Annotated in this window: 23 protein-coding genes and 1 tRNA gene; 14 read left to right on the top strand and 10 right to left on the bottom strand. The window is 70.8% G+C overall.

Annotated elements, in window-relative coordinates; genetic code table 11:
* Positions 1–5: 5 nt before the first annotated feature.
* The 5 genes from mscL to LIV37_RS20210 form a co-directional block, all read right to left on the bottom strand.
* Positions 6–497: a large conductance mechanosensitive channel protein MscL gene (gene mscL / locus LIV37_RS20230; RefSeq protein WP_020868975.1), complete on the bottom strand. Its 492-nt coding sequence runs from the start codon at positions 495–497 to the stop codon at positions 6–8.
* Positions 498–605: 108 nt separating this feature from the next.
* Positions 606–1295, bottom strand: a complete 690-nt coding sequence (locus LIV37_RS20225) for a hypothetical protein (RefSeq protein WP_121824713.1) — start codon at positions 1293–1295, stop codon at positions 606–608.
* Between the two features lie 163 nt (positions 1296–1458).
* The gene (locus tag LIV37_RS20220) at positions 1459–2304 is read right to left on the bottom strand and encodes an S-methyl-5'-thioadenosine phosphorylase (protein ID WP_020868972.1); all 846 of its coding nucleotides are present in this window, start codon (positions 2302–2304) and stop codon (positions 1459–1461) included.
* Between the two features lie 99 nt (positions 2305–2403).
* Positions 2404–2772, bottom strand: coding sequence for an FmdB family zinc ribbon protein (locus tag LIV37_RS20215; RefSeq protein WP_121824714.1), 369 nt, complete (start codon positions 2770–2772; stop codon positions 2404–2406).
* 133 nt (positions 2773–2905) lie between these two features.
* A complete protein-coding gene (locus LIV37_RS20210; protein ID WP_121824715.1) occupies positions 2906–4393 on the bottom strand; it encodes a potassium/proton antiporter in 1488 nt (495 codons plus the stop codon).
* Positions 4394–4645: 252 nt separating this feature from the next.
* Between LIV37_RS20210 and LIV37_RS20205 the strand changes: the two genes are divergently transcribed.
* Positions 4646–7414 (top strand): penicillin acylase family protein, encoded by a 2769-nt coding sequence (locus tag LIV37_RS20205; protein ID WP_020868968.1) that lies wholly within the window; start codon positions 4646–4648, stop codon positions 7412–7414.
* 135 nt (positions 7415–7549) lie between these two features.
* On the opposite strand, the gene LIV37_RS20200 is transcribed toward LIV37_RS20205, so the two are convergent.
* On the bottom strand, positions 7550–8149 hold the full coding sequence (locus LIV37_RS20200) for a 5-formyltetrahydrofolate cyclo-ligase (RefSeq protein WP_167525868.1): 600 nt from the start codon (positions 8147–8149) through the stop codon (positions 7550–7552).
* Between the two features lie 85 nt (positions 8150–8234).
* Here LIV37_RS20200 and galU point away from each other — a divergent pair, with 85 nt between their 5' ends.
* From galU to LIV37_RS20165, 7 genes are all read left to right on the top strand, one after another.
* Positions 8235–9137 carry a UTP--glucose-1-phosphate uridylyltransferase GalU gene (gene galU, locus LIV37_RS20195; RefSeq protein WP_121824717.1) on the top strand — a complete coding sequence of 301 codons (903 nt, stop codon included), beginning with the start codon at positions 8235–8237 and terminating at the stop codon, positions 9135–9137.
* A 4-nt stretch (positions 9138–9141) separates the two neighbouring features.
* On the top strand, positions 9142–10461 hold the full coding sequence (gene glp / locus LIV37_RS20190) for a molybdotransferase-like divisome protein Glp (protein WP_020868965.1): 1320 nt from the start codon (positions 9142–9144) through the stop codon (positions 10459–10461).
* A 65-nt stretch (positions 10462–10526) separates the two neighbouring features.
* Positions 10527–11009 (top strand): cyclic pyranopterin monophosphate synthase MoaC, encoded by a 483-nt coding sequence (moaC, locus tag LIV37_RS20185; RefSeq protein WP_020868964.1) that lies wholly within the window; start codon positions 10527–10529, stop codon positions 11007–11009.
* Positions 11006–11566 (top strand): MogA/MoaB family molybdenum cofactor biosynthesis protein, encoded by a 561-nt coding sequence (locus LIV37_RS20180; protein ID WP_020868963.1) that lies wholly within the window; start codon positions 11006–11008, stop codon positions 11564–11566. The genes moaC and LIV37_RS20180 overlap by 4 nt, the downstream gene beginning before the upstream one ends.
* The gene (locus LIV37_RS20175) at positions 11563–12186 is read left to right on the top strand and encodes a GNAT family N-acetyltransferase (RefSeq protein ID WP_121824718.1); all 624 of its coding nucleotides are present in this window, start codon (positions 11563–11565) and stop codon (positions 12184–12186) included. The genes LIV37_RS20180 and LIV37_RS20175 overlap by 4 nt, the downstream gene beginning before the upstream one ends.
* Positions 12187–12328: 142 nt before the next feature.
* Positions 12329–13567: a divisome protein SepX/GlpR gene (sepX, locus tag LIV37_RS20170; protein ID WP_455569394.1), complete on the top strand. Its 1239-nt coding sequence runs from the start codon at positions 12329–12331 to the stop codon at positions 13565–13567.
* A gap of 75 nt (positions 13568–13642) precedes the next feature.
* A tRNA-Ala gene (locus LIV37_RS20165) sits at positions 13643–13716 on the top strand.
* A gap of 129 nt (positions 13717–13845) precedes the next feature.
* On the opposite strand, the gene LIV37_RS20160 is transcribed toward LIV37_RS20165, so the two are convergent.
* Positions 13846–15129, bottom strand: a complete 1284-nt coding sequence (locus LIV37_RS20160) for a serine/threonine-protein kinase (protein ID WP_020868959.1) — start codon at positions 15127–15129, stop codon at positions 13846–13848.
* Positions 15130–15242: 113 nt separating this feature from the next.
* Complete coding sequence (locus tag LIV37_RS20155) at positions 15243–15740, bottom strand: Dps family protein (protein ID WP_020868958.1); 498 nt, start codon at positions 15738–15740, stop codon at positions 15243–15245.
* 344 nt (positions 15741–16084) lie between these two features.
* Between LIV37_RS20155 and LIV37_RS20150 the strand changes: the two genes are divergently transcribed.
* The gene (locus LIV37_RS20150) at positions 16085–17251 is read left to right on the top strand and encodes a trypsin-like serine peptidase (RefSeq protein ID WP_020868957.1); all 1167 of its coding nucleotides are present in this window, start codon (positions 16085–16087) and stop codon (positions 17249–17251) included.
* Positions 17252–17313: 62 nt separating this feature from the next.
* On the opposite strand, the gene LIV37_RS20145 is transcribed toward LIV37_RS20150, so the two are convergent.
* The gene (locus LIV37_RS20145; RefSeq protein ID WP_121824721.1) at positions 17314–17865 is read right to left on the bottom strand and encodes a GNAT family N-acetyltransferase; all 552 of its coding nucleotides are present in this window, start codon (positions 17863–17865) and stop codon (positions 17314–17316) included.
* A gap of 63 nt (positions 17866–17928) precedes the next feature.
* Between LIV37_RS20145 and LIV37_RS20140 the strand changes: the two genes are divergently transcribed.
* The gene (locus tag LIV37_RS20140) at positions 17929–18732 is read left to right on the top strand and encodes an exodeoxyribonuclease III (protein WP_121824722.1); all 804 of its coding nucleotides are present in this window, start codon (positions 17929–17931) and stop codon (positions 18730–18732) included.
* 132 nt (positions 18733–18864) lie between these two features.
* On the opposite strand, the gene LIV37_RS20135 is transcribed toward LIV37_RS20140, so the two are convergent.
* On the bottom strand, positions 18865–19566 hold the full coding sequence (locus LIV37_RS20135; protein ID WP_020868953.1) for a MerR family transcriptional regulator: 702 nt from the start codon (positions 19564–19566) through the stop codon (positions 18865–18867).
* A 200-nt stretch (positions 19567–19766) separates the two neighbouring features.
* Between LIV37_RS20135 and LIV37_RS20130 the strand changes: the two genes are divergently transcribed.
* The 4 genes from LIV37_RS20130 (at position 19767) to LIV37_RS20115 (ending at position 23687) form a co-directional block, all read left to right on the top strand.
* Positions 19767–21296: a flavin-containing monooxygenase gene (locus tag LIV37_RS20130; protein ID WP_020868952.1), complete on the top strand. Its 1530-nt coding sequence runs from the start codon at positions 19767–19769 to the stop codon at positions 21294–21296.
* Positions 21293–22351 carry an alpha/beta fold hydrolase gene (locus LIV37_RS20125; protein WP_020868951.1) on the top strand — a complete coding sequence of 353 codons (1059 nt, stop codon included), beginning with the start codon at positions 21293–21295 and terminating at the stop codon, positions 22349–22351. The genes LIV37_RS20130 and LIV37_RS20125 overlap by 4 nt, the downstream gene beginning before the upstream one ends.
* Positions 22348–23262, top strand: a complete 915-nt coding sequence (locus LIV37_RS20120; protein WP_020868950.1) for an SDR family oxidoreductase — start codon at positions 22348–22350, stop codon at positions 23260–23262. The genes LIV37_RS20125 and LIV37_RS20120 overlap by 4 nt, the downstream gene beginning before the upstream one ends.
* A 119-nt stretch (positions 23263–23381) precedes the next feature.
* Positions 23382–23687 carry a hypothetical protein gene (locus LIV37_RS20115; RefSeq protein ID WP_020868949.1) on the top strand — a complete coding sequence of 102 codons (306 nt, stop codon included), beginning with the start codon at positions 23382–23384 and terminating at the stop codon, positions 23685–23687.
* Positions 23688–23724 lie beyond the last annotated feature (37 nt).

Below are 23724 nucleotides of genomic sequence, written 5' to 3'. Positions count from 1 at the left end.
GATTCCTAGGCGCTGGAGCCGCTGCCGCCACCGTCGCGGGCGGTGGCGCGCTGTGCCACCAGCTCGTCGCGGATCTCGCGCAGCAGAATGATCTCCTCGGCGTCCGCGACGGCCTGCTCCTCCTCCGCCTTCGCCTCCTTGGCGGCCTTCCGCGCCAGATAGCGCGACATCGGCAGCACCATCAGGAAGTACACCACCGCCGCGGTGATCAGGAAGGTCAGCACGGCGGAGAGCACGCTTCCCCAGAGGATCGGGATGCCGTGGACGATATCGCCCGTGGCGTTGGTCTCGCAGGGCGCCTTGAGACAGGAGCGGTACTTCTCGAGGTCCTTCGTGCCGAAGGCTCCGACTATGGGGTTGATTAGGCCCTTCACTATCGAGTTCACGACGGCGGTGAAGGCGGCTCCGATGACGACCGCGACGGCCAGATCGATCACATTGCCGCGCATCAGGAAGGCTTTGAACCCTTCCATGACGCTCTTCTTCTCCTCGGTCACCTTCTCCTGGCTCAACCCACTGCCTCTCTCTCGCCGCCTCGGTGCTTGAGCGGACGGTTCCGCAACCTACACCCGCAGGTGAGAGGGGCATCAGGGGAGCCGGGGGAGTCAGCAGCCGCATAGCGTCACCGCCAGTCGGGAGTCGGCGGCGGCCCCGGCCAGCGCGGTGGCGTCCGCTCGCGGCACCGTCAGCACCACCAGCGCCCCACCGCCGATCGCCGCGCCGTCGAGCGCGCCGCCGCCGTCCAGCGCCCCGCCGCCGTCCAGCGCCCCGCCGCCGCTCGCATCCGTGTCCGGACCGGGCTCCGGTGTGCCGCCGTCGGCTCGGCCGTCCGTCGCGCGGGCGCTCCGCGCACCCGGCACCTCGGCCACCCGGACCCCACGCGCGACCACCCGGGCCGTAGCGCCGGACGCCCGGGCTCGTGCGGCGTCCGGAAGCGGTGTGGCCAGCACATCCACCCGGTCGCCGGGGTGCAGCAGCCGTACCGCCGCCGCGTCGGCGATCCGGACCGGCGCCGAGACCGTCGCGGGGCGCGGGCCGCCCCGCCGTTCCTCACTCGCGGGTGCGGGCGCCCGGGAGGACACCGCGTCCGTGTGCCCCCGGCCGGAGGGTGCGGCGGCCGCGAGCGCGGCGGCCGTCAGCGCCAGCCCGGCCGCCATCGCGCGGCGGCGTCGCCGCACGGTCCGCCGCAGTCCGAATCCGCCGCTGCATCCGGTGCGCACCGGATCGAAGCGGGGCACCGAACGGGCCGGGGGAGCGGAACGGGGTAACGCGAGGGTGGGGGACGGATGGGACATGGCACATCACCGCCTGCCGTGAGGGTCCGGGTGCTTCTGGTCCCCTCACCATGCCCGCCCCCGCCCGATCCCGCTGGAGCCTGTGGACGGCCACCGGGGCTGTGGAAAACTCGGCCACCCGAGCGAGCGACACCCGCCCTGTCCGGCTGCCCCCGCGCCGCGCCTACGGAAGCTTGATCCCCAGGTCCCAGCCGTCGTGGGCGTGGGTGCACAGGCAGTCCCGGGCGGAGGTCTCGGGGAGCCTGCCCACCGCGTCGAAGAGCGCCTCGCGCAGTCGGCCGACGTTCTCCCCGAAGACCTTCAGCACCTCGGTGTGGGTGACGCCCTCGCCGGTCTCGACCCCCGCGTCCAGGTCGGTGACCAGGGTCAACGACGTGTAGCAGAGGCCCAGTTCACGGGCGAGCACCGCCTCCGGGTGGCCCGTCATGCCGACCACCGACCAGCCCTGCGCCGCATGCCAGCGCGATTCGGCGCGGGTGGAGAAGCGCGGTCCCTCGATCACGCACATCGTCCCGCCGTCCACCGGCTCCCAGCCGCGTCCGCGCGCCGCGTCCACGGCCGCCTTCCGGCCCACCGGGCAGTACGGGTCGGCGAATGTGGTGTGCACCACATTCGGGATCCGGCCGTCCGGCAGCTGCTCGCCGTCGAAGTAGGTCTGCGTGCGCCCCTTCGTGCGGTCCACCAGCTGGTCCGGGACGAGCAGCGTGCCAGGTCCGTACTCCGGCTGCAGTCCGCCGACCGCGCACGGGCCGAAGACCTGCCGCACCCCGAGCGAGCGCAGGGCCCAGAGGTTGGCGCGGTAGTTGATCCGGTGCGGCGGCAGATGGTGCTTGCGGCCGTGCCGCGGGAGGAAGGCGACCCGTCGCCCCTCGATGTCGCCGAGGACGAGCGAGTCGCTCGGCGCCCCATAGGGAGTCTCCACGGTGATCTCGGTCACGTCGTCGAGGAACGTGTAGAACCCCGATCCCCCGATGACCCCTATGTCTGCTTGCCTGCTGGTCTCGACCATGTGATCACCCTAGCCACCCGTGCCCACGCGAACGACACCCCGCAACTTCCCGGGGGAGGCGGCGGGGTGTCGACGAAGCCAAACAAACAGACGCCCGGATCAGGCGGCCGAACTCGACGTCGAGGACGAGGAAGATGACGTGGACGACGAAGACGACGTCGATGACGAAGACGTCGAGGAGGACGAGGAAGAGGAGTCCGAGGACGAGGAAGAAGATGAAGCGGACGACGAGTCGGAGCTGTCGCTCTTCGCCGCCGACTTGCTGGAGCCGCCGCTCGAGCTGCTGGAGGAGGAGCGGCTGTCGTTCCGGTAGAACCCGGAGCCCTTGAACACGATGCCGACCGCCGAGAACACCTTCTTCAGGCGTCCCTTGCAGTTGGGGCACTCGGTGAGCGCGTCGTCGCTGAACTTCTGCACCGCCTCGAGGCCCTCGCCGCACTCGGTGCACTGGTACTGGTAGGTCGGCACGTTCTTCCTCCTGGCACTCTCACTCAATGAGTGCTAACGACGCTCCATAGTGCAGTATTCCCGCGCGTCAGTCCACTGGGATGAGACATGCGGTGATCGAACACACCGCCCGAGGCGGCCTCCGGCGGGCCCCTCAACCCGCTCCCGAGCCCAGCCAGCCCGCCAGTTTCCCGCCCCGGCCCACCGCTCGCAGCCGCCGCTCCGCCGCGTCGCGCACCGGGTCCGTGGCCACCACCAGCAGTTCGTCGCCGCGCCGCAGCACCGTGGAGGGCAGCGGTACGAAGCTGGTCTCGTCCCGGACCACCAGGGTGACCGCGGCCCCTGGGGGCAGCCGCAGCTCGCCGACCTCGACGCCGTGCATCTTGGACGACTGGGGGATCGACACCGACAGCAGATGGCCGCGCAGCCGCTCCAGCGGCGCCGACTCGATGCCCAGGTCGGCCGGTTCGGGTTCCTCGAGCCGCAGCCGGGGGGCGAGCCAGGGCAGTGTAGGCCCCTGGACCAGGGTGTAGACGATCACCAGCACGAAGACGATGTTGAAGATCCGGCGGCTGTCGGGCACATCGCTGACCACCGGGATGGTCGCCAGCACGATCGGCACCGCCCCGCGCAGCCCGGCCCAGGACAGCAGCGTCTTCTCCCGCCAGGGCAGCCGGAACGGCGCCGTGCTGACCAGGACCGACACCGGACGGGCCACCACGGTCAGCACCAGCCCCACCGCGAGGGCGGGCAGGATGTCATCGCCCAGTTCATGCGGGGTGACCAGCAGCCCCAGCAGGACGAACATCCCGATCTGGGCGAGCCAGCCCAGCCCCTCGGCGAAGCCGCGCGTGGCCGGCCAGTGCGGCAGCCGTGCGTTGCCCATGATGAGCGAGGCGAGATAGACGGCGAGGAAGCCGGACCCGTGCGCCAGTGAACCCTCCGCGTAGGCGGTCACCGCGATGGCGATCACCGCGATCGGGTACAGACCCGAGGCGGGCAGCGCCACATGCCGCAGGCCGTAGGCGCCCAGCCAGCCGACCGCGATGCCGATCACCGCGCCGATCGCCAGTTCCAGGGCGATCGTGCCGATCAGGGAGTACCAGGACTCCATGGGGCCCTGGCTGGAGAAGGCGACCACCAGGATCACCACAGGTGCGTCGTTGAAGCCCGACTCGGCCTCCAGGACGCCCGTGAGCCGCTTGGGCAGCGGCACCGTGCGCAGCACCGAGAAGACCGCCGCCGCGTCCGTGGACGACACCACCGCGCCGATGATCAGCGCCTGCCGCCAGTCCAGTCCCACCACGTAGTGCCCCGCCGCCGCGGTGATTCCCACGCTCACCGCGACGCCCACGGTGGACAGGACGGCGGCCGCCGGCAGGGCGGGTTTGATCTCGCCCCACTTCGTGCCCAGACCGCCTTCGGCCAGGATGACGACCAGCGCGGCGTAGCCGAGGATCTGCGTCAGTTCGGCGTCGTTGAAGGTGACGCCGATTCCGTCCGTGCCGATGGCGACGCCGATCCCGAGATAGATCAGCAGCGTGGGCAGTCCACTGCGCGATGACACCCTTACGGCCGCCACTGCGAAGAGCAGGACGAGGGAGCAGATCAACAGCAGCTCATTGAGGTGGTGAACAGTCAGGGGCCGACCCTTTCTCGCGGGAGCGGGGGGAACGCTGCGAAGGGGTCCCCACCGACCGGAACTTCATTGCCTTACCTAACATTTTACGGGATCTTGACGCGAGCCTTCCACGAGAAGGCTTCACCGAGGTGTACGAGCCCGGGCGGTGGCCGGTGCAGGGCGTCAGTCATGACTCCGCGTAGGGGCGGCGACAGCGCTGCGCCTATGGTTGCTCCAGCACTCCAGGTTCACCCTGCCCCTCGAAGGACAGCGATGCCCGCCAACACAACCGGCTCTTCTCCCAAAAAGAAGAAGAGCCGACGTCTCCGCCTGATCGTGATCGCAGTCGTGCTGCTGCTCGTCGGGGGCGTCGGCTACGGCGCGTACTGGAGCATCAGTACAGTTCGAGCCTCATTCCCGGAGACCACGGGCTCGCTGCAGCTGAAGGGGTTGTCCGGCCCCGTGCAGGTCAAACGTGACGACTACGGGATACCTCAGATCTACGCCGGCACCCCCGAGGACCTCTTCCGCGCCCAGGGGTTCGTCCAGGCCCAGGACCGCTTCTGGGAGATGGACGTCCGCCGCCATATGACCGCGGGCCGGCTCTCCGAGATGTTCGGTTCCGGCCAGGTGGAGACCGACGCGTTCCTGCGCACCATGGGCTGGCACCGGGTGGCCAAGCAGGAGTACGAAACCAAGGTGTCGGCCGCCACCAGGAAGTATCTGCGGGCCTACTCCGACGGCGTCAACGCCTACCTCAAAGACCATCAAGGGGACGCGCTGTCAGTCGAGTACGCGGCCCTGGACTTCAAGAACGACGGCTACAAGCCCGAGAAGTGGACCCCGGTCGACTCGTTGGCGTGGCTGAAGGCGATGGCCTGGGACCTGCGCGGCAACATGCAGGACGAGGTGGACCGCGCACTGGCCTCCAACCGGCTCAGCGCCAAGCAGATAGACGAGCTCTACCCGTCCTACCCGTACAGCCGGAACAAGCCGATCGTCCAGGGCGGCGCCGTCAACGAGGTCACGGACGAGTTCGATCCCAAGGGCACCCCGGCCGGCTCCACGAGCGGCACGGGCGGCACCGGCTCGGTGGACGGAGGGGCCACCGGAGCCGCTCAGGGGCTGCAGACGCAGCTGTCCTCGCTCTCCAAGACCCTGGACGACGTCCCGGCGCTGCTGGGCCCGAACGGGACCGGTATCGGCTCCAACTCGTGGGTGGTCTCCGGCAAGTACACGACCACCGGCAAGCCGCTGCTCGCCAACGACCCGCACCTGGCGCCCCAGCTGCCGTCCGTCTGGTACCAGATGGGGCTGCACTGCAAGCAGGTCAGCAGCGCGTGTCCGTATGACACCGCGGGCTTCACCTTCGCGGGTCTGCCCGGTGTGGTCATAGGTCACAATCAGGACATCAGCTGGGGTATGACCAACCTCGGTGCCGACGTCAGCGACCTGTACCTGGAGAAGGTCACCTCCGACGGCTATCTCTACGACGGCAAGCAGGTTCCGTTCACCACCCGTGAGGAGACCATCAAGGTCGCGGGGGGCACGAGCCGTAAGATCACCGTCCGCACCACCAACAACGGCCCGATCGTCTCCGACCGCGACGACGAACTCGCCGGCGTCGGTAAGAGCGCCCCGGTGGGCTCCGGCGCCGATGACGTGGCACCCGACCGCGGCGACGGCTACGCGGTGGCGCTGAAGTGGACCGCGCTGACCCCGTCCAACACCATGGACTCCGTCTTCAAGCTCAACACCGCCAAGAACTTCAGCGACTTCCGCAAGGCGGCCCGCGACTTCGCGGTCCCCTCCCAGAACCTCATCTACGCCGACACCAAGGGCAACATCGGCTATCAGGCGCCCGGCCAGATCCCGGTGCGCTCCAAGGGCGACGGCCGCTACCCGGCGCCCGGCTGGGACTCGCGCTACAAGTGGAGCAAGTACATCCCGCAGTCGGCGCTGCCCTGGGAGCTCAACCCGGATCGCGGCTATATCGTCACCGCCAACCAGGCCGTCATAGACAAGAAGAGCTACCCGTATCTGCTGACCGACGACTGGGGCTACGGCGCGCGGAGCCAGCGCATCACCGACCTCATCGAGTCGAAGGTCAAGGACGGCGGGAAGATCTCCACGGACGACATGCAGTCCCTGCAGATGGACAACAGCAGCGAGATCGCCAAGCTGCTGACGCCCTATCTGCTGAAGATCGACGTCAAGGACGACTACGTACGCCAGGCCCAGAAGCTGCTGGAGAGCTGGGACTACACCCAGGACTCGGACTCGGCGGCCGCCGCGTACTTCAACGCCGTCTGGCGCAACACCCTCAAGCTGGCCTTCGGCGACAAGCTCCCCAAGGAGCTGCGGGTCAAGGGGGAGTGCCTGCGGGTGCGCCCGGCCGACGACTCGGGCCCGCTGGAGGACCTGAACGGCAACACCCGGCTGGTGCGCGAATGCGGTAAGCGTGACCCCGACATGGCCCAGCCCGACGGCGGTGACCGTTGGTACGAGGTCGTGCGCAAGATCATCAAGGACCCGAAGAACGACTGGTGGAAGACGGCGGGCACCCGCAACAAGCCCGGCGCCACCAACCGTGACGAACTGCTGGGGCAGGCCATGCGGGCCGCGCGCTCGGAGCTCACCGCCAAGCTGGGCAAGGACATCAACAGCTGGAGCTGGGGTCGGCTGCACCGGCTGACGCTGAAGAACCAGACCCTGGGCACCGACGGCCCCGGCGTGGTGCAGTGGCTCCTCAACCGGGGCCCGTGGAACCTCTCCGGCGGCGAGGCGGCGGTCAACGCCACCGGCTGGAACGCCGCGGGCGGCTACGACGTCACCTGGGTCCCCTCGATGCGGATGGTCGTCAACCTCGACAACCTCGACAAGTCGCGCTGGATCAACCTCACCGGCGCCTCCGGCCACGCCTACAACGCGCACTACACGGACCAGACCGAGAAGTGGGCGAAGGGCGAGCTGCTGCCCTGGGCGTTCAACAAGAGCGCCGTGGACAAGGCGACGGAGGACGAGCTGGCACTCACCCCGTAGTGCCCGATGAAGCACCCAGGGCCCCGCACGGGGTCCCGAAGGGCCCGGTGGCCGTCTGAGGGGCGTTTCCGCCCCCGGTCGGTCCCGGGCCCGTCCGATCCTCGTGGCCCCGCCGACAGGCGCCTCCTGGTGCCTTCAGCGGGGCCGCGGCGTGAAGCGGTGGAGGCCCGACGGCGTCACCGCCGCGTGCACCGGACGGTCGTGGGCCTCCTCGGGCACCTCGTCCAGCAGTTCGCCGTCGTACAGCAGCACCACCAGCGCCGGGTCGGCCCCCGCCGCCGCCAGCCGGGCCAGCACCCGGTCGTACGAGCCACCGCCGCGGCCCAGCCGCATGCCGCGGCGGTCCACCGCGAGCCCGGGCAGCAGCACCACGTCCGCCCCGGTCACCGCCTCGGTGCCGAGCCGCGGCCCCTCGGGCTCCAGCAGGCCGCGCCGGGCGGGCGCCAGCCGTCCGGGCCCCTCGTCCTCGCCCCAGTCGAGATCGTCGTCCTCGAGCAGCACCGGAAGCAGCACCCGGACCCCGCGGGCGCGCAGGGCCTCCCTCAGGGCGTGCGTACCGGGCTCGCCGCCCACGGACACATAGGCCGCCACCGTGGCCGCCCCGGCGAACTCGGGAAGCTCCAGGGCGCGACACGCCAGAGCGGCGCCGGCCGTCTCGATGTCATCCGCCGTCAACCTGGACCTCATCGTCAGGTGACGTCTCCGCAATGCGCGCTTACTAGCGTCGGTGTTGATCACTGGGTGCGCAATCTCCCTGTCTCATGCCATATTCACCGAATACTCATCATCTGTCCCAAAGGCACCGGATAGGGTTCGGTACATGACTCAATCGCGTACTCGGATCAGCAAGGCTGTCATCCCTGCCGCGGGACTCGGAACCCGCTTTCTTCCGGCCACCAAGGCCACCCCCAAGGAGATGCTGCCGGTCGTCGACAAGCCGGCGATCCAGTACGTCGTCGAGGAAGCAGTCACCGCCGGGCTGTCCGACGTCCTCATGGTCACCGGTCGTAACAAGCGCCCCCTGGAAGACCACTTCGACCGCAACTACGAGCTCGAAGAGGCCCTGACCCGCAAGGGCGACGAGACCCGACTCGCCCGCGTCCAGGAGTCCAGCGACCTGGCGACCATGCACTACGTCCGCCAGGGAGACCCCAGGGGTCTCGGCCACGCCGTGCTCTGTGCCGCCCCGCACGTCGGTGATCAGCCCTTTGCCGTCCTCCTCGGCGACGACCTCATTGATGCCCGCGACCCGCTACTGGCCCGCATGGTCGACATCCAGGAGCGGCGCGGCGGCAGCGTCATCGCCCTGATGGAGGTGGACCCTGCGCAGATCCACCTCTACGGCTGCGCGGCCGTCAAGCCGACCGTGGACGACGACGTCGTCCAGGTCACCGGCCTGGTCGAGAAGCCCGACCCCGCGGACGCGCCCAGCAACTACGCCGTCATCGGCCGCTATGTGCTCGACCCGGCCGTCTTCGGGGTGCTGCGCGAGACCGAGCCGGGCCGCGGTGGCGAGATCCAGCTCACCGACGCCCTTCAGGCGCTAGCCTCCAGTCCGGACATCGGCGGCCCGGTGCACGGCGTCGTCTTCAAGGGACGCCGCTACGACACAGGCGACCGTGGCGACTATCTGCGTGCCATTGTCAGACTTGCGTGCGAACGTGAAGACCTGGGCCCGGAGTTCCGGGAATGGCTTCGCAGTTACGTCACCGAGGAGATGTAGCACCTTGAGCAGCACCGCAGAACGGGCCGCGGACCGCGGCCCGGACCAGGACCGGGTCTGGACGGTGGCCGAGCACCTCGACGACATCCTCGGGCACGTCCATCCGCTGGAGCCGATCGAGCTGCAGTTGCTCGAGGCCCAGGGCTGCGTCCTGGTGGAGGACGTCACCGTCCCCGGCGCGCTTCCGCCGTTCGACAACAGCTCCATGGACGGCTATGCCGTCCGTACGGCTGACGTCGCGGCCGCGACCGAGGACCATCCCGCGGTGCTGACCGTCATCGGCGACATCGCGGCGGGCAGCGGTGACCTGCCCGCCGTGGGCCCGGGCGAGGCGGCCCGGATCATGACCGGCGCCCCGGTCCCGCCCGGCGGCCAGGCCATCGTCCCCGTCGAGTGGACCGACGGCGGGCTCGACAGCGGACCGGTCACCCATATGCCCGCGCGGGGCTCCGACCCCCACGGCGGCAGCGGCAGGGTGCGCGTCTTCCGCCCGGCGCGGGAGGGCCAGCACGTGCGCACCCGGGGCAGCGACGCGGACGCGGGCGAGCTCGCGCTGCGCGCCGGCACGGTCCTGGGCGCCTCGCAGCTCGGGCTGCTGGCCGCGCTCGGCCGGGCCACCGTGATGGTGCGGCCCCGGCCGCGAGTGGTGGTGCTCTCCACCGGCAGCGAGCTGGTCCAGCCCGGTGTGGAGCCGGGCCCCGGCCGGATCCACGACTCCAACAGCTTCCAGCTCACGGCCGCCGCCCGGGAGGCCGGCGCGATCGCCTACCGGGTGGGCGCGGTGGCCGACGACGCCGCCACGCTGCGCGCCGCCGTCGAGGACCAGCTGGTCCGCGCCGACATCGTCGTCACCAGTGGCGGCGTCAGCGTCGGCGCCTACGACGTGGTCAAGGAGGCGATGCACGAGGTGCACTTCCGCAAGCTGGCCATGCAGCCCGGGAAGCCCCAGGGCTTCGGCCGCGTCGGCCCGGAGAACACCCCGCTGATGGCCCTGCCCGGCAACCCGGTGAGCTCGTACGTCTCCTTCGAGCTCTTCGTGCGCCCCGTCATCCGCACCATGCTGGGCAGCGCCGACGTCCACCGCACCACCGTCCAGGCGGTGTGCCCCGAGGGCGTCGCCTCCTCGCCCAAGGACAGGCGCCAGTTCCTGCGCGGCTGGTACGAGCCCGCCACGCTTGACGGGCCGGCCACCGTCAGCCCGGTGGGCGGCGCGGGATCGCACCTGATCAAGGCCATGGCACACGCCAACGCGCTGATCGTCGTCCCCGAGGACGTCACCCAGGTCGCCCCCGGCGCCGAGGTGGACGTCGTCCTGCTGGCCTAGCCGCCGACCGCGGCGGGTACGGTGTCGTCCCACACAGGAGCCACCTGGCCCGGACCGGGAGAACGATGAGCAGCGCCCAGGACCATCTCACCCACCTCGACCCGTCGGGCGCCGCCCGCATGGTCGACGTCTCGGCCAAGGACGTCACCGCGCGCACCGCCCGCGCGAGCGGCCGCGTGCGCGTGGCGGCGCGCGTCGTGGAACTGCTGCGCGGCGAGGGCCTCCCCAAGGGCGACGCCCTCGCCACCGCCCGGATCGCGGGCATCATGGGCGCCAAGCGGACCCCGGACCTGATCCCGCTGTGTCATCCGCTCGCGGTGTCGGGCGTCACGGTGGACCTCGCGGTCGCCGACGACGCCGTCGAGATCACCGCCACCGTGAAGACCACGGACCGCACGGGCGTGGAGATGGAGGCCCTGACGGCGGTCTCGGTCGCCGCCCTGACGGTGATCGACATGGTCAAGGCCGTCGACAAGGGAGCCGTCATCACCGACGTCCGGGTGGAGGAGAAGACCGGCGGCAAGTCCGGCGACTGGAGCCGGGCATGAGCGGCTCAGCGGCGTCACGCCGCGCCCTGGTCGTCACCGCCTCCAACCGCGCCGCCGCCGGGGTCTACGCCGACACCGGGGGCCCGCTGATCGCCGAGGGGCTGGCCGGGCTCGGCTTCGCCGTGGACGGCCCGCGCGTGGTGCCCGACGGCGATCCGGTGGAGGCCGCCCTGCGGGACGCTGTCACGGCCTCGTACGACGTCGTGGTGACCACCGGCGGCACCGGTCTCACCCCCACCGACCGCACCCCGGAGGCCACCCGCCGGGTCCTGGACTACGAGATCCCGGGGATCGCGGAGGCCATCCGCGCGGAGGGGCTCGCCAAGGTGCCCACCGCCGCGCTCTCCCGGGGGCTGGCCGGGGTCGCCGGCAGGACCCTGGTCGTCAATCTGCCCGGCTCCACCGGAGGGGTGCGTGACGGCCTTAAGGTGCTCGGCCGCCTGCTGGTCCACGCGGTCGACCAGATCCACGGCGGGGACCACCGCAGACCCGTCGATTCCGCCATCCCCGCCGATGATCCCGCCGATCCCGCGGGGCAGGCCGGGAGCGCGCGCTGAACGCCCCCTGGCCGGTCGTGCTGGCGGACGGCGACACCGTCCTCCGCCCCATAAAGCTGCGCGACCAGCGTGCCTGGCGCGAGGTCAACCAGCGCAACAGGGAGTGGCTGCGGCGCTGGGAGGCAACCATCCCGCCGCCCCCGCCGGGCGGCCCCGTCACCCACCGGCCCACCTACCGGCAGATGGTCCGCCATCTGCGGGCCGAGGCGCACGCGGGGCGGATGCTGCCGTTCATCATCGAGTACCAGGGGCGGCTGGCCGGGCAGTTGACGGTCGCCGGGATCACCTGGGGGTCGATGTGCTCGGGCCATGTCGGCTATTGGGTCGACCAGGCGGTGGCCGGGCGCGGAGTGATGCCGACGTCGGTCGCGCTCGCCGTCGACCACTGCTTCCGCACCGTCGGACTGCACCGCATCGAGGTGTGTATCCGGCCCGAGAACCTGCCCAGCCGCCGGGTGGTGGAGAAACTCGGATTCCGCGAGGAAGGGCTGCGGCCGCGCTATCTCCACATCGACGGCGCATGGCGCGACCACCTGGTCTACGCGCTCACGGTGGAGGAACTGTCCGAGGGGCTGCTGAACCGGTGGCACCGGACCCGACCAGGAGCGTCGCAGAAATAAAATAGATGTTCGAATGGCGGGAGTACATTTCCAACCTGGTCATCCCAACAATCACAAAAAACTTTCGAGATATCAGCCAGATCGTGCGACACACCGCGCCAATTGGCAGATGGCCTCATGCGGACCCCTCTACCGTGTGAGCGTGAGCAGCAGTGGCCTCATCTACGCAGTCATCGTCGGGGCCTGGGCCGCCTATTTGGTGCCGATGTGGCTTCGTAGGCAGGACGAGCTCAATGAGGCCCGTCCGACGGAACGCTTCAGCACCGCCATCCGGCTGCTGTCCGGACGGGCGGGCATGGAGCGTCGTTACGCCAAGAGCCGTGTGGACCTCGGGCGCCCCGGGGACCCGGCGGACGACCCCGCCGAGCGCACCGCCGACGACGCGGACGCACCCGCCACGGGTGGCGCCCCCGCCGAGCCGGGGGGCTATGCGGCCGACCCGGAAGCGGTGACCGACGCGGTCGACGTCCGGGCCTTCGCCGACCCCGTAACCCTGCGTGCCCCCGCCCCCATGGGCGCCGACGCTCCCGCCGAGGGCGCGTCGGCACCGGCGGCCGGGGACGCGAGCGGTGCACGGGGCGCGGGGGCCGGAGGTACGAGCGGGGCGCGGGGCGCGGACGCCCGGGGCACGAGCGGTGCGCGCGGGGCGGGCGGCGGAGGCTGGAGCGCGCTGGACCGCGGACGGCGCGCCCGAGTGCTCGCGCGCCGCCGCCGCACCACCGTGATCCTCTTCGTCGCCTTCACACTCGGCGCGATCGTCGCGGCCGTCGGCGGCCTCGCCTTCCTGTGGGCCCCGGGCATCCCGGCCATACTGCTCAGCGCCTATATCGCCTACCTCCGCGCCCAGGAGCGCCGGCGCTTCGCCTTCACCATGGACCAGCGCCACGCCGAGCAGGCCGCGCAGCGGCTGCGTGAGCGCCGTCCGCGGGCCCATCCGCCCGCCGAGGGCCCCTCCGCCGAGGACCGCCCCACGGACCCTCCCGTCGAGGCCGAGCCCGCCCGCCCCGCGAAGGCGCCCTCGCCGCACGCGGCCGGGCGCCGCGCGCTGGTGGAGCAGACCGATCACGCCGAGTGGGTCGACCAGGAGCGCGAGCGCGAGCGGGGCCCGGCCGCCGGTGAGGGCTGGGAGCCGGTGCCCGTCCCGCTGCCCACCTACGTCACCGCCCCGGTCGCCCCGCGCGCCACCGGCAGCGTCGACCTGGCCGCCCCCGACGCCTGGAGTTCGGCCCGCTCCAGCACCGTCGACCCCACCTCCGCCCATGACCCCGCCCCGGCCCCGGACCCGGTCGCCGCCCCACCCCGCGGCACCCGCGACCGCGGCCGCACCCCCCTCTTCGACCAGTACGCCGACGAGGACCGGCCGCGTGCTGCCAACGAGTGACGGCCCCTTCACTGACCAGCGAGGAACGGATTACCAAGCACCCCGGAGGGGATGCTAGAGTTTCACTCGTTGCAAGGGCCTGTGGCGCAGACTGGTAGCGCACCTCGTTCGCATCGAGGGGGTCAGGGGTTCAAATCCCCTCAGGTCCACCGCAGCTCAAAGCCCCCGCCGGGGATATCGGCGGGGGCTTTTTGGTGCCGTACAGCGGCGAAGTACAGCAGCTACTTCCGATCCTGCTTACCTCCACGGTTGCCGCGACCTCGCTGGGGCGCGGGCCACTACAGATAGCCGTCGCCGCCCGGCGGGTCGGCGGGTGGATTGGGATCGGCCCGTGGCTCGGATGGGCGATGCTCGCGGCGTGCGAGGTACCAGGCCGCGCCGCCGGCGAGCAGCGCTCCCACGCCGCTGAACAACGTGCCCAGAGCCGTGATCAAGGTCGCCGCGTCATTCGATCCGAAAGCCTGGGAATCGCCCCCGGTGGAGTCTTTACCGGGCGGCGGGACATAAATTCCGCAAACCGCCGTCATCAACAGGAGCGCCATGCACAGCAGCACGCCGCTCATGACCCGGAGCCTGTGTGGACGGCACACCGCGTCCCGCACAACCCGCCCCCAGGGCCGCCGTCCCTCGGGGGCCGTTTCCGGGATCGTGGTGGGCGCCGGGGAGGAGGCCTGAAAGAAGGGGTCCTGGGTCAAAGGCTCCCGGGAGATTCTGGCTCGTTCCTCGAGCGCGATGCCCAACTCGGCTCCTCCGCGCGCAGCGGCCCCCTCCCGCAGGCACTTCTGCGCTTCGGCGGCTTCTGGCCGGTCGCGGAAGTCAGGTTGGAGCAACGCCACAAGCACATCGCGCAGCGGTCCGACTTCAGCGGCCACGCGGACGTCGTCTGCTCGGCTGCCCAGGGCGGTCCCCACCGCTTGAACCGCGCCTCTCGCCAAGCCCACCTCGGCGTCGTACGGTGACCGACCCACCACCAGCGCGTAGATGGTGGCTCCCAGAGAGTAGACATCGGAGGCCGGTTCCGGATGGAATCCGCGAAGTACCTCCGGTGCGGCGAAGCGCGAGTGGCAGATCACCACGTCGGCGTCGATGGTGTCCTTCAGTCCACTGATCTGCCGCACCACATCGAGACCGGTGAGCTTGACCGTCCCGTCGTCGGCGATGCCGATGCTGTCCGGGGTGACATCACCGTAGACATGCCCCTCCGCGTGCAGAGCAGCCAGCGCGCCAGCGATCCGCGCACCGACATCGGCCGCCTCCGCGAGGGGTATCGGCGGCTTCCCGGCCATGCTCTCCGGCAGATGCTCCGACACCCACCAGAACTCGTTCCCGCCACGGCACGGCACGATGTCGTACACGGCAGCCAAGTTGGGATGGCCGACCTTGCCGAGAATGCCTACCTCGTTCCGTGCTCTTTCGGTGTGCCCGTACCACACCCGCGACCGGACCCGCTTCAGCGCCACCTTACGGTCGAGCCGGGTGTCATACGCCGACCGGACCTCACCGCGTGCTCCGGCGACCGGCCCGTCCCGCAGCAGATAACGACCGCCAATGACGCTGCCCACCCCACGGTTCCTCACACTCGTACATCATGCCGTGCGGAACGAATCTATCCATCTTTCCCTGGACATGCGCTGATACAGCTGCTTTCTGGTGTCCGATGCCCGTGCGGCGGCGGTCAGGCGGAGCGGTTTTCCGCGCTGACCATCCAGGCGTGTTTCTCCAGGGAGTCGATGATCGCGTGCAGCAGGTCGGCCGTGGAGGGATCCTCGCTGTCGACCTGGTCGTGGAGGGTGCGGAGGGTGTCCGCGGTGGCGCGCAGTCGGGCGGTGATGAGGTCGACGACGGCGCTCACGTTCGCCTCGCCCGCCGGGAAGGCGGGGAGTGTGGTGGTCGCTGCCACGGTCTCGGAGCGGCCGTCCGGGACGGCGGCCAGGGCGCGCATGCGTTCGGCGATGGTGTCGGCCGACTCGCGGGCTTCGTCCACGATCTGATCCAGTTGAAGGTGCAGGTCCCGGAAGTTGTGGCCGACCACGTTCCAGTGGGCCTGTTTGCCCTGGAGATGCAGTTCGACGAGGTCCACCACGATCTGCTGCAGCGCTTGGGCGAGCTGCGGCGAGGCCGTGAATCCGGCGACATCGCTCTCCGAACGTCGGGAACCCCCAGAAGCGGCCATGGCGTGTCTCCTTCGAAAGCGCCGCAGAGCAGACCCCTGGCACAGGAGGCCCGTGTTCGTATGCGATCAAGCCTTGAGGAGATCTCCGCGCGCCGCCACTGGGTCTGATCCGCTCGGGTGGAACGGGCGCCGACGAGGTGGTCGGCGGGCCGCGATGTCATGGAATCGTGCTTACCGCGTTCGTGTTTGGTGCGGGCCGGGGGACAGGTGATGGCGCAGGCCAGGGGCACGGGCATAGTAGGTGCCCGGTCCTGTGGCTCCATGGCGTGAAAGCGCCGTAGGACAGAGGGCGGCACAACACATCACAGCGCAACAACTGCACCACAACAGGGGGATAAGGCTCCATGCCACTCATACGCCGTTCCACCGTGGCGGCCGCGGCCATGACCGCGCTGCTGGTGGTCTCCGCTTCGGCCTGCGGGCCCGGTGACGACGAGGCGGCTTCCTCGTCGAGCTCCTCGGCCGCGTCCACCGGGCAGCAGGCCAAGGACGGGATCAAGCTGCCCGATGGCGTCCCGACGAGTCTGGACGACCTGAAGAAGTGGAAGGAGGGCGGCTGGAAGGACTGGGACAAGTGGGCCCGCAAGGCATCGGAATTCGCCAATCCGATCATCAAGAACTTCTGGCAGCCGTCCAGGATGTCCAAGGCGAAGGACTCGTCGCACACCGTCTCCACACAGAGCGCCGGCCAGGACCAGGCGGCCACGGACCCCGAGCCGCCCGCCGTGCCGGCCAAGCAGGTCTCGCGGCCGTACCACCAGAACATGGCGCCGGTCGGGAAGGTGTTCTTCGACAGCCCCGAGGGGCCGATGGTGTGCTCCGGGACGGTCATCGACGACCCGGCCCACCCGGGGAAGTCCAACCTGGTGTGGACCGCGGGCCACTGTGTGCACTCGGGCAAGCAGGGCGGCTGGATGCGCAACATCGTGTTCGTGCCCTCGTACAACGACAACGGACTCCCGGCCGAGCAGACCCAGTCGGCGGCGCAGAACGAGGTCAGCCCCTACGGCGTGTGGTGGGCGGACTGGTCGCAGACCTCGTCCGAGTGGATCGCGAACGGCGGTAAGACCGGCGGGGTCGGGTCGGCGTACGACTTCGCGGTGCTGCATCTGAAGCCCGAGAACGGCGGTGGCAAGTCGCTCCAGGAGACGGTCGGGGCCTCGGTGCCGGTGTGGTTCGGGGCGCCGTCGGCGGACCGGGTGAGTTCGATCGGCGCATACGGCTATCCGCAGGCCCCGCCGTACGACGGGGCGAAGATGTTCAACTGCACCAGCAGGCCGGGCCGGCTGTCGTTCTCGCCCACCTCGCCGACGATGTACCGGATCGGCTGCTCGATGACCGGTGGTACCTCGGGCGGTGGCTGGTTCGTCAACCACGGCGGTAAGACGGTGCTGGTGTCCAACAGTTCGATCGGCTCGTACGGGCACACCTGGCTCGCCGGGCCGCATCTGGGCGCCGAGGCCAAGGGCGTGTTCGAGGCCATCAGCAAGAAGTTCGCCGGTCAGGGCTGATCGGCTCGCGGATACGCGACAGGCGTCAATGGGCCCGCTCCGCGTTCGGAGCGGGCCCTTCGTCATGGGCTTACGGGTGCGCCCGCGAGTCCGTCCGTATGGTCCGTCGTGTCCGCCACACCCTGCGCGTCCGTCGCGTCCGTAAGGAGCTTGGCGTAGCAGCGGCTGCTTTCCTCGAAGCGGTAGAACCCGAACTTGGTCACCGGGGTGTAGCCGGACGACGTGTACAGCGCGATGGCCTCGGGCTGCTCGGTGCCGGTCTCCAGGACCATCCGCATCCGCCCCGCCTCCCGCGCGCTGTCCTCCAGCGCCGCCAAGATCCGCCGGGCCAGCCCCCGCCCGCGCGCCGCGCGCACCACGAACATCCGCTTGATCTCGGCGTCCCCGTCCTCGTAGCCCTCCTCGCCGCGCTCCTGGCTGCGCCAGCCGCCGCTCGCGATCGGGGTGCCGTCCGTGTCGTAGACGATGAGATAGAGGCCGTGCGGCGGGTCGAAGTGGGCCGCGTCCATATGCGTCAGATCGCCGTCGCCGTAGCGCTCGGCGTACTCCACCTGCACTTCCGCGTCGAGTTTGCGGGCGTCAGGGTGATCGTAGCGAATGACTCGAACGTCCATGCGATGGATCGTACTTCTATGCGGGGGGAGGGGCCGTTGTTTTTGTCGCGTATCGTGCCGGGCGTGCTCACCGTGACGACCGTGAATGTGAACGGGCTGCGCGCCGCCGCCAAGAAGGGCTTCGTCCCCTGGCTGGACGGTACCGCGGCCGATGTGGTGTGCCTCCAGGAGGTGCGCGCCGAACCCAAGGAGCTGCCCGAGGCGGTCCGCGAACCCGACGGCTGGCATGTGGTGCACGCCCCGGCGGCCGCCAAGGGGCGGGCCGGGGTGTCGGTGTACGCCAGGCGCGAGCTGGAGGGCGTCCGGGTCGGCTTCGGATCGTCCGAGTTCGACGGCAGCGGCCGCTATGTGGAGGTCGATCTTCCGGGCGTGACCGTCGGCAGCCTGTACCTCCCCTCGGGTGAGGTCGGCACGGACCGCCAGGACGAGAAGGAGCGCTTCATGGCGGAGTTCCTTCCGTATCTGAAGGAGCTGCGCGAGCGGGCGGCGGCCAGTGGGCGCGAGGCGCTGGTGTGCGGCGACTGGAACATCGCCCACCAGGAGGCCGACCTCAAGAACTGGAAGGCCAACCAGAAGAAGTCCGGCTTTCTGCCGGCGGAGCGCGCCTGGCTGACCAGCGTCTTCGAGGAGGCGGCGTACGTGGACGTGGTGCGTGCCCTGCACCCGGACGTCGCCGGACCGTACTCGTGGTGGTCCTACCGCGGCCGGGCCTTCGACAACGACGCGGGCTGGCGCATCGACTACCAGATCGCCACCCCGGGGCTCGCCGGGCGCGCGGTCAAGGCGGCCGTGGAGCGGGCGGCCGCCTACGACCAGCGGTGGAGCGACCACGCCCCGGTGACGGTGGCCTACGGCCCGGCTCACTGAGGTTCGCGGGGGACGGCGGTCCTGTGGGTTCGCTGGCCTCCGCGAGCTCACCGGCCTCCGCAGGCTCACCGGCCTGCGGGCTCACCGGCCTCCGCAGGCTCACCGGCTCGCGGGCCCACCGGCTCCGCGGGCTCACTGATCGCCGGAGTGGCCCCTGGGCGGCGCCTCGCCCAGCTCCGCCCGCATCCGGCGGTTCATGGCCATCGTCAGCTCGGCGTCCACCACGCTCGTCGCCAGTGGCCGCAGCCGCTCCACGGTCTCGCCGACGTCCTCGCCGCGCTCCACGGCGTCCGCCAGCACATGGGCGCGCAGCAGTGTGACGAAGGTCTCGGCGATCGCGTCCACATGCTCACGCACCTCGCGCGCCGCGCCGAGCACGGCGGCCAGCGGGACGCCCTGTTCGACCAGGGTGTGTGAGACGTCCAGCAGGCGGCGGCTGAGGTGGACGATCTCGTCGCCGTCGACGGCCAGGTAGCCGAGGTCGAGTGAGGTGCTGAGGTTCTCCGGGGTGACCTCGCCCTGGAAGTAGTCCGCGAGCGCCTCGGGCCGGAGCCGGACCGGGGTCTCCGCGGGCCAGGAGGCGGCGGTGCCGGGCAGCCCGAGCAGCTCGCCGACGTCCCGGCGGCCGCTTTCGAAGGCGGCGAGCAGTTCGGCGATCCCGCCGAGGGTGTGGCCGCGCTCCAGCAGCGCCGCGATCGTCCGCAGCCGGGCCAGATGGTGGTCGTCGTACCAGGCGATCCGGCCCTCGCGGCGCGGCGGTGGGAGCAGCTTGCGCTCCCGGTAGAAGCGCAGGGTGCGCACGGTGATCCCGGCCTTCTCGGCCAGTTCCGCCATGCGGTACTCGCGTACCTCGTCCGCTTCGCTCGTCGCCACGAGGGAAGCCTATGCCGAAGCCCATGCCGCGGCCGGTCGGGTGCGACCGCCGGTAACTTCGTTATCCACAGCCCCTACCGCTTGGTAGATCCCTGTCCTACGCTCCCATCGTGCCAGTGATTGCTGGCACGGTCGTATTCGCGTTCGTGGAAGGCGGCGGCATGGCTGGGCTGACGCATGAGCATGTACGGGTGGCGGTGATCGGGGCCGGGTTCGGCGGGCTGGGGGCGGCGGTGCGGCTGCGCCGCGCGGGCATCACGGACTTCGTGGTGCTGGAGCGGGCGGACGCGGTCGGCGGCGCCTGGCGGGACAACACCTATCCGGGCTGCGCCTGCGATGTCCCGTCGCATCTGTACTCCTTCTCCTTCGCGCCCAACCCCGACTGGCCCCGGAACTTCTCCGGTCAGCCCCATATCCGCGCCTATCTGGAGCGGGTCGCCGACACCTTCGGGCTGCGGCCGCACCTGCGCTTCGGCGCCGAGGTGCGGTCCCTGCGCTGGGACACCGAGGCGGTGCACTGGGAGGTGGAGACGGCGCGGGGCTCGCTGACCGCCGATGTGGTGGTCAGCGCCACCGGTCCGCTCGCCGACCCCCGGATCCCGGACATCCCGGGGCTCGACGGCTTCCCCGGTGCCGTCTTCCACTCCGCGCGCTGGGACCACACCACCGATCTGCGCGGCAAGCGGGTGGCGATGATCGGCACCGGTGCCTCGGCCATCCAGATCGTCCCCGCGATCCAGCGTGAGGTCGGCCGGCTCGCCCTCTTCCAGCGCACCCCGCCCTGGGTGCTGCCGCGGATGGACCGCCGGATCAGCGGCCTCGAGCGATGGATGCACTCGAAGATCCCGGCCACCCGGTCGCTGCGCCGCGGGGTGCTGTGGGGCATCCGGGAGCTGCAGGTCGGGGCCTTCACCAAACGGCCGGGCGAGATGCGGTTCGTGGAGCGGCTGGCCCGCGCCCATATGCGACGGGCGGTCAAGGACCCGGGGCTGCGGGCGGCGCTGACTCCCGACTACCGCATCGGCTGCAAGCGCATCCTGCTCTCCAACGACTATTATCCGGCGCTCGCCCAGCCGCATGTGGACGTGGTCCCGACGGGGTTGAAGGAGGTGCGCGGCGCCACTCTGGTCGGTGCCGACGGCACCGAGACCGAGGCCGACGTGATCATCTTCGGCACCGGCTTCCATGTGACCGACGTCCCCATAGCCCAGCGGGTGACCGGGGCGCGCGGGACGACGCTCGCCGAGGAGTGGAAGGGCGGGATGGAGGCGCTGCGCGGCACCACCCCCGCGGGCTTCCCCAACTTCCTGACCATCATCGGGCCCAACACCGGCCTCGGGAACAGCTCGATGATCCTCGTCATAGAGGCGCAGCTGGCCTATATGGCCGACTATCTGCGCCAGTTGGACACCCTCGGCGGCAAGGTCGCGCTGGACGCCCGGCCGTCGGCGGTGCGCGCGTACACCGACATGATCCAGGAAAGGATGGAACGCACGGTGTGGAACACCGGAGGTTGCGACAGCTGGTACCTCGACAACGGGCGCAACACCACGCTGTGGCCCGGGACGACGTCCGAGCTGAGGAGGGTCACCCGGCGCGTGGACCTCGCCGAGTACACGGTGGTGCGGCCGCGCACCGGGCCGGTCAAGGCCACGGTGTCCACGGCCGGTGCGGGGAGGGGGTCGCGGTGAGGCGGGCTCCTTCCAAGCCCTCGGGGCCGTACGCACCGCCCCCGCCGGAGCGCGAGCTGACGGTCGTCTCGGCCGACGGGAGCCGGATCCATACGGAGCTGCACGGCCCCGAGGACGCCCCGGCCGTCGTGCTCGCGCACGGCTGGGTCTGCTCCACGGCCTTCTGGGCGCCGGTGTTGCGCGCCCTCTCGGCCGACCACCGGGTGATCCTCTACGACCAGCGCGGCCATGGCCGCAGCCCCGCCCCGGGACCCGGCGGCTACAGCCCCCACGCCTTGGCCGACGACCTGGTGGCGGTGCTGGAAGCGACCATTCCGCCCGGTCGGCGGGCCGTCCTGGCGGGCCACTCCATGGGGGCGATGACGCTGATCGCCGCGGCCGACCGTCCCATGCTGCGCGAGCGCGCGGCCGCCGCGGTGCTGTGCAGCACCGGTGCCTCACGGCTGATGGAGCGGTCGCGGGTGGTGCCGCTGCGCTCCCCGCGGGCACGGGCGCGGGTGCACCGCCTGCTGCTCGGCTCACGCGCCCCGCTGGGCCCGGTCACCCCGCTCGCCAAGCGGCTGGTGCGGTACGTCGCGATGGGCCCCGGCACCGATCCGGCCACGGTGGACGTGGCCGCGCGGATCCTGCACGCCTGCCCCCGCGTCGTACGCGCCGGATGGGGCCGGGTCCTGGCCGACCTCGAACTGGACGCGCGGGTCGGTCAACTGGCCGTGCCCACGGCCGTCATCGTCGGCACCGCCGACCGGCTCACCCCGCCCGAGCACGCCCACGCCCTCGCCGCCGCGCTGCCGCACTGCACCGGCCTCACCGAGCTCCCGGGGCTCGGCCATATGACCCCGCTGGAGGATCCTGAGGCGGTCACCGGGGTGATCCGCGGCCTGGTCGAGGAGTACGGGACGGCCCGGGAAACCGATCTCACAACGTCCCAGGAACCCCACCCTACTTCTCAGGAATCCCACCCCACTTCTCAGGAATCCCACCCCACTTCTCAGGAATCCCAGCCCACTTCTCAGGAATCCCCGGCAGTGGCAGCGAAGGAGCAGACGGCATGAGTGCGCGCAGGGGTCTTGAGGGCCAGGTCGCGGTGGTGACGGGCGCGGCGCGGGGCGTCGGCGAGTTGCTCGCCCGCAAGCTCTCCGCACGCGGCGCGAAGGTCGCGCTGGTGGGCCTGGAACCCGAGGAGCTGAAGCGGGTCTCGGAGCGGCTGCCCACCGACTCCGCCTGCTGGCACGCCGATGTCACCGACGCCGAGGCGATGGCGCGGGTGGCGGAGGAGGTCGTGGAGCGGTTCGGCGCGGTGGACATCGTCTGTGCCAACGCGGGAGTGGCCCAGGCCGGTCCGTTCCTCGACACCGATGAGACGGCCTGGCGGCGGGTGATCGAGGTCAATCTGCTGGGCAGCGCCACCACGGCCCGCGCCTTCCTGCCCGCGCTGACCGCCAGCCGCGGCTATCTGCTGCAGATCGCCTCGCTGGCCGCGATCGCGCCCGCGCCCATGATGACGGCGTACTGCGCGTCCAAGTCCGGGGTCGAGGCGTTCGCCCACAGTCTGCGGGCCGAGGTGGGCCACCGTGGGGTCCGGGTCGGCGTGGGCTATCTGAGCTGGACGGACACCGATATGGTGCGCGGCGCCGACCGGGACGAGGTGATGCGTGAGCTGCGGCAGCGGCTGCCCTGGCCCGCGGGCCGCACCTATCCGCTGGGCCCGGCGGTGGACCGGCTGGTGGCGGGCATCGAGCGCCGGTCGGCGCATGTGTACGCGCAGTGGTGGCTGCGCGGTATGCAGTCGATGCGCGGCTATCTGCCCGCGTTCATCCACGCCGTGGGGCGGCGCGAGATGCGCCGCGCCGAGCCGCGGCTGGCGGCGACCCGGGAGGCGCGGGGCGGTCTGGTGGGCGAGGGCGGCGCGGCGGACGAGAAGGCGCGCACGGCGGGCGCTGCGGACACGGAGCGTCACCGGTAACGCTCCGTCAACCGTGCTGACCTGGGCTTTCTTCGGTCCCTCCGGTCCGGAATGCGCAGAAAGTCAGTGCATGTAACTCTTGTCGGGCCCGACGCCATTCACCCGATGAGGAGTGACACATGGGCCCCAAGGACCAGTCGAACGAGAAGGCTCAGCAGGCCAGGCGGAAGCAGCAGGGCGGGCGGAGCCAGGAGCCGCGGCGCGGTCAGCAGCCGCAGTCCGGTGAACGCATGCAGTCGGCTGAGCGCATGCAGTCCGGTGAGCGGATGGAGGAGCGCTCCCGCCGGGAACCGGGGCAGGAGCAGCGCCGTGGCCAGCAGGACCGGCCGGAGGCTCACGGGCAGTCCCAGCGGATGGGCCGTGAGCGCCGTCAGCCGGGCATGGGCGACGAGACGATGGACCAGGAGCCCTTCGAGGAGATGTGACGCACAGAGGCGGCACATAGGGCGGGAGGGGTGTATC

Origin of the sequence: Streptomyces rapamycinicus NRRL 5491 (assembly GCF_024298965.1) — a bacterium.
GTDB classification, from domain to species: Bacteria; Actinomycetota; Actinomycetes; order Streptomycetales; family Streptomycetaceae; genus Streptomyces; species Streptomyces rapamycinicus.
The sequence above is the reverse complement of the archived record's forward strand: the minus strand, read 5'-3'. Positions and strand labels throughout refer to the sequence as shown.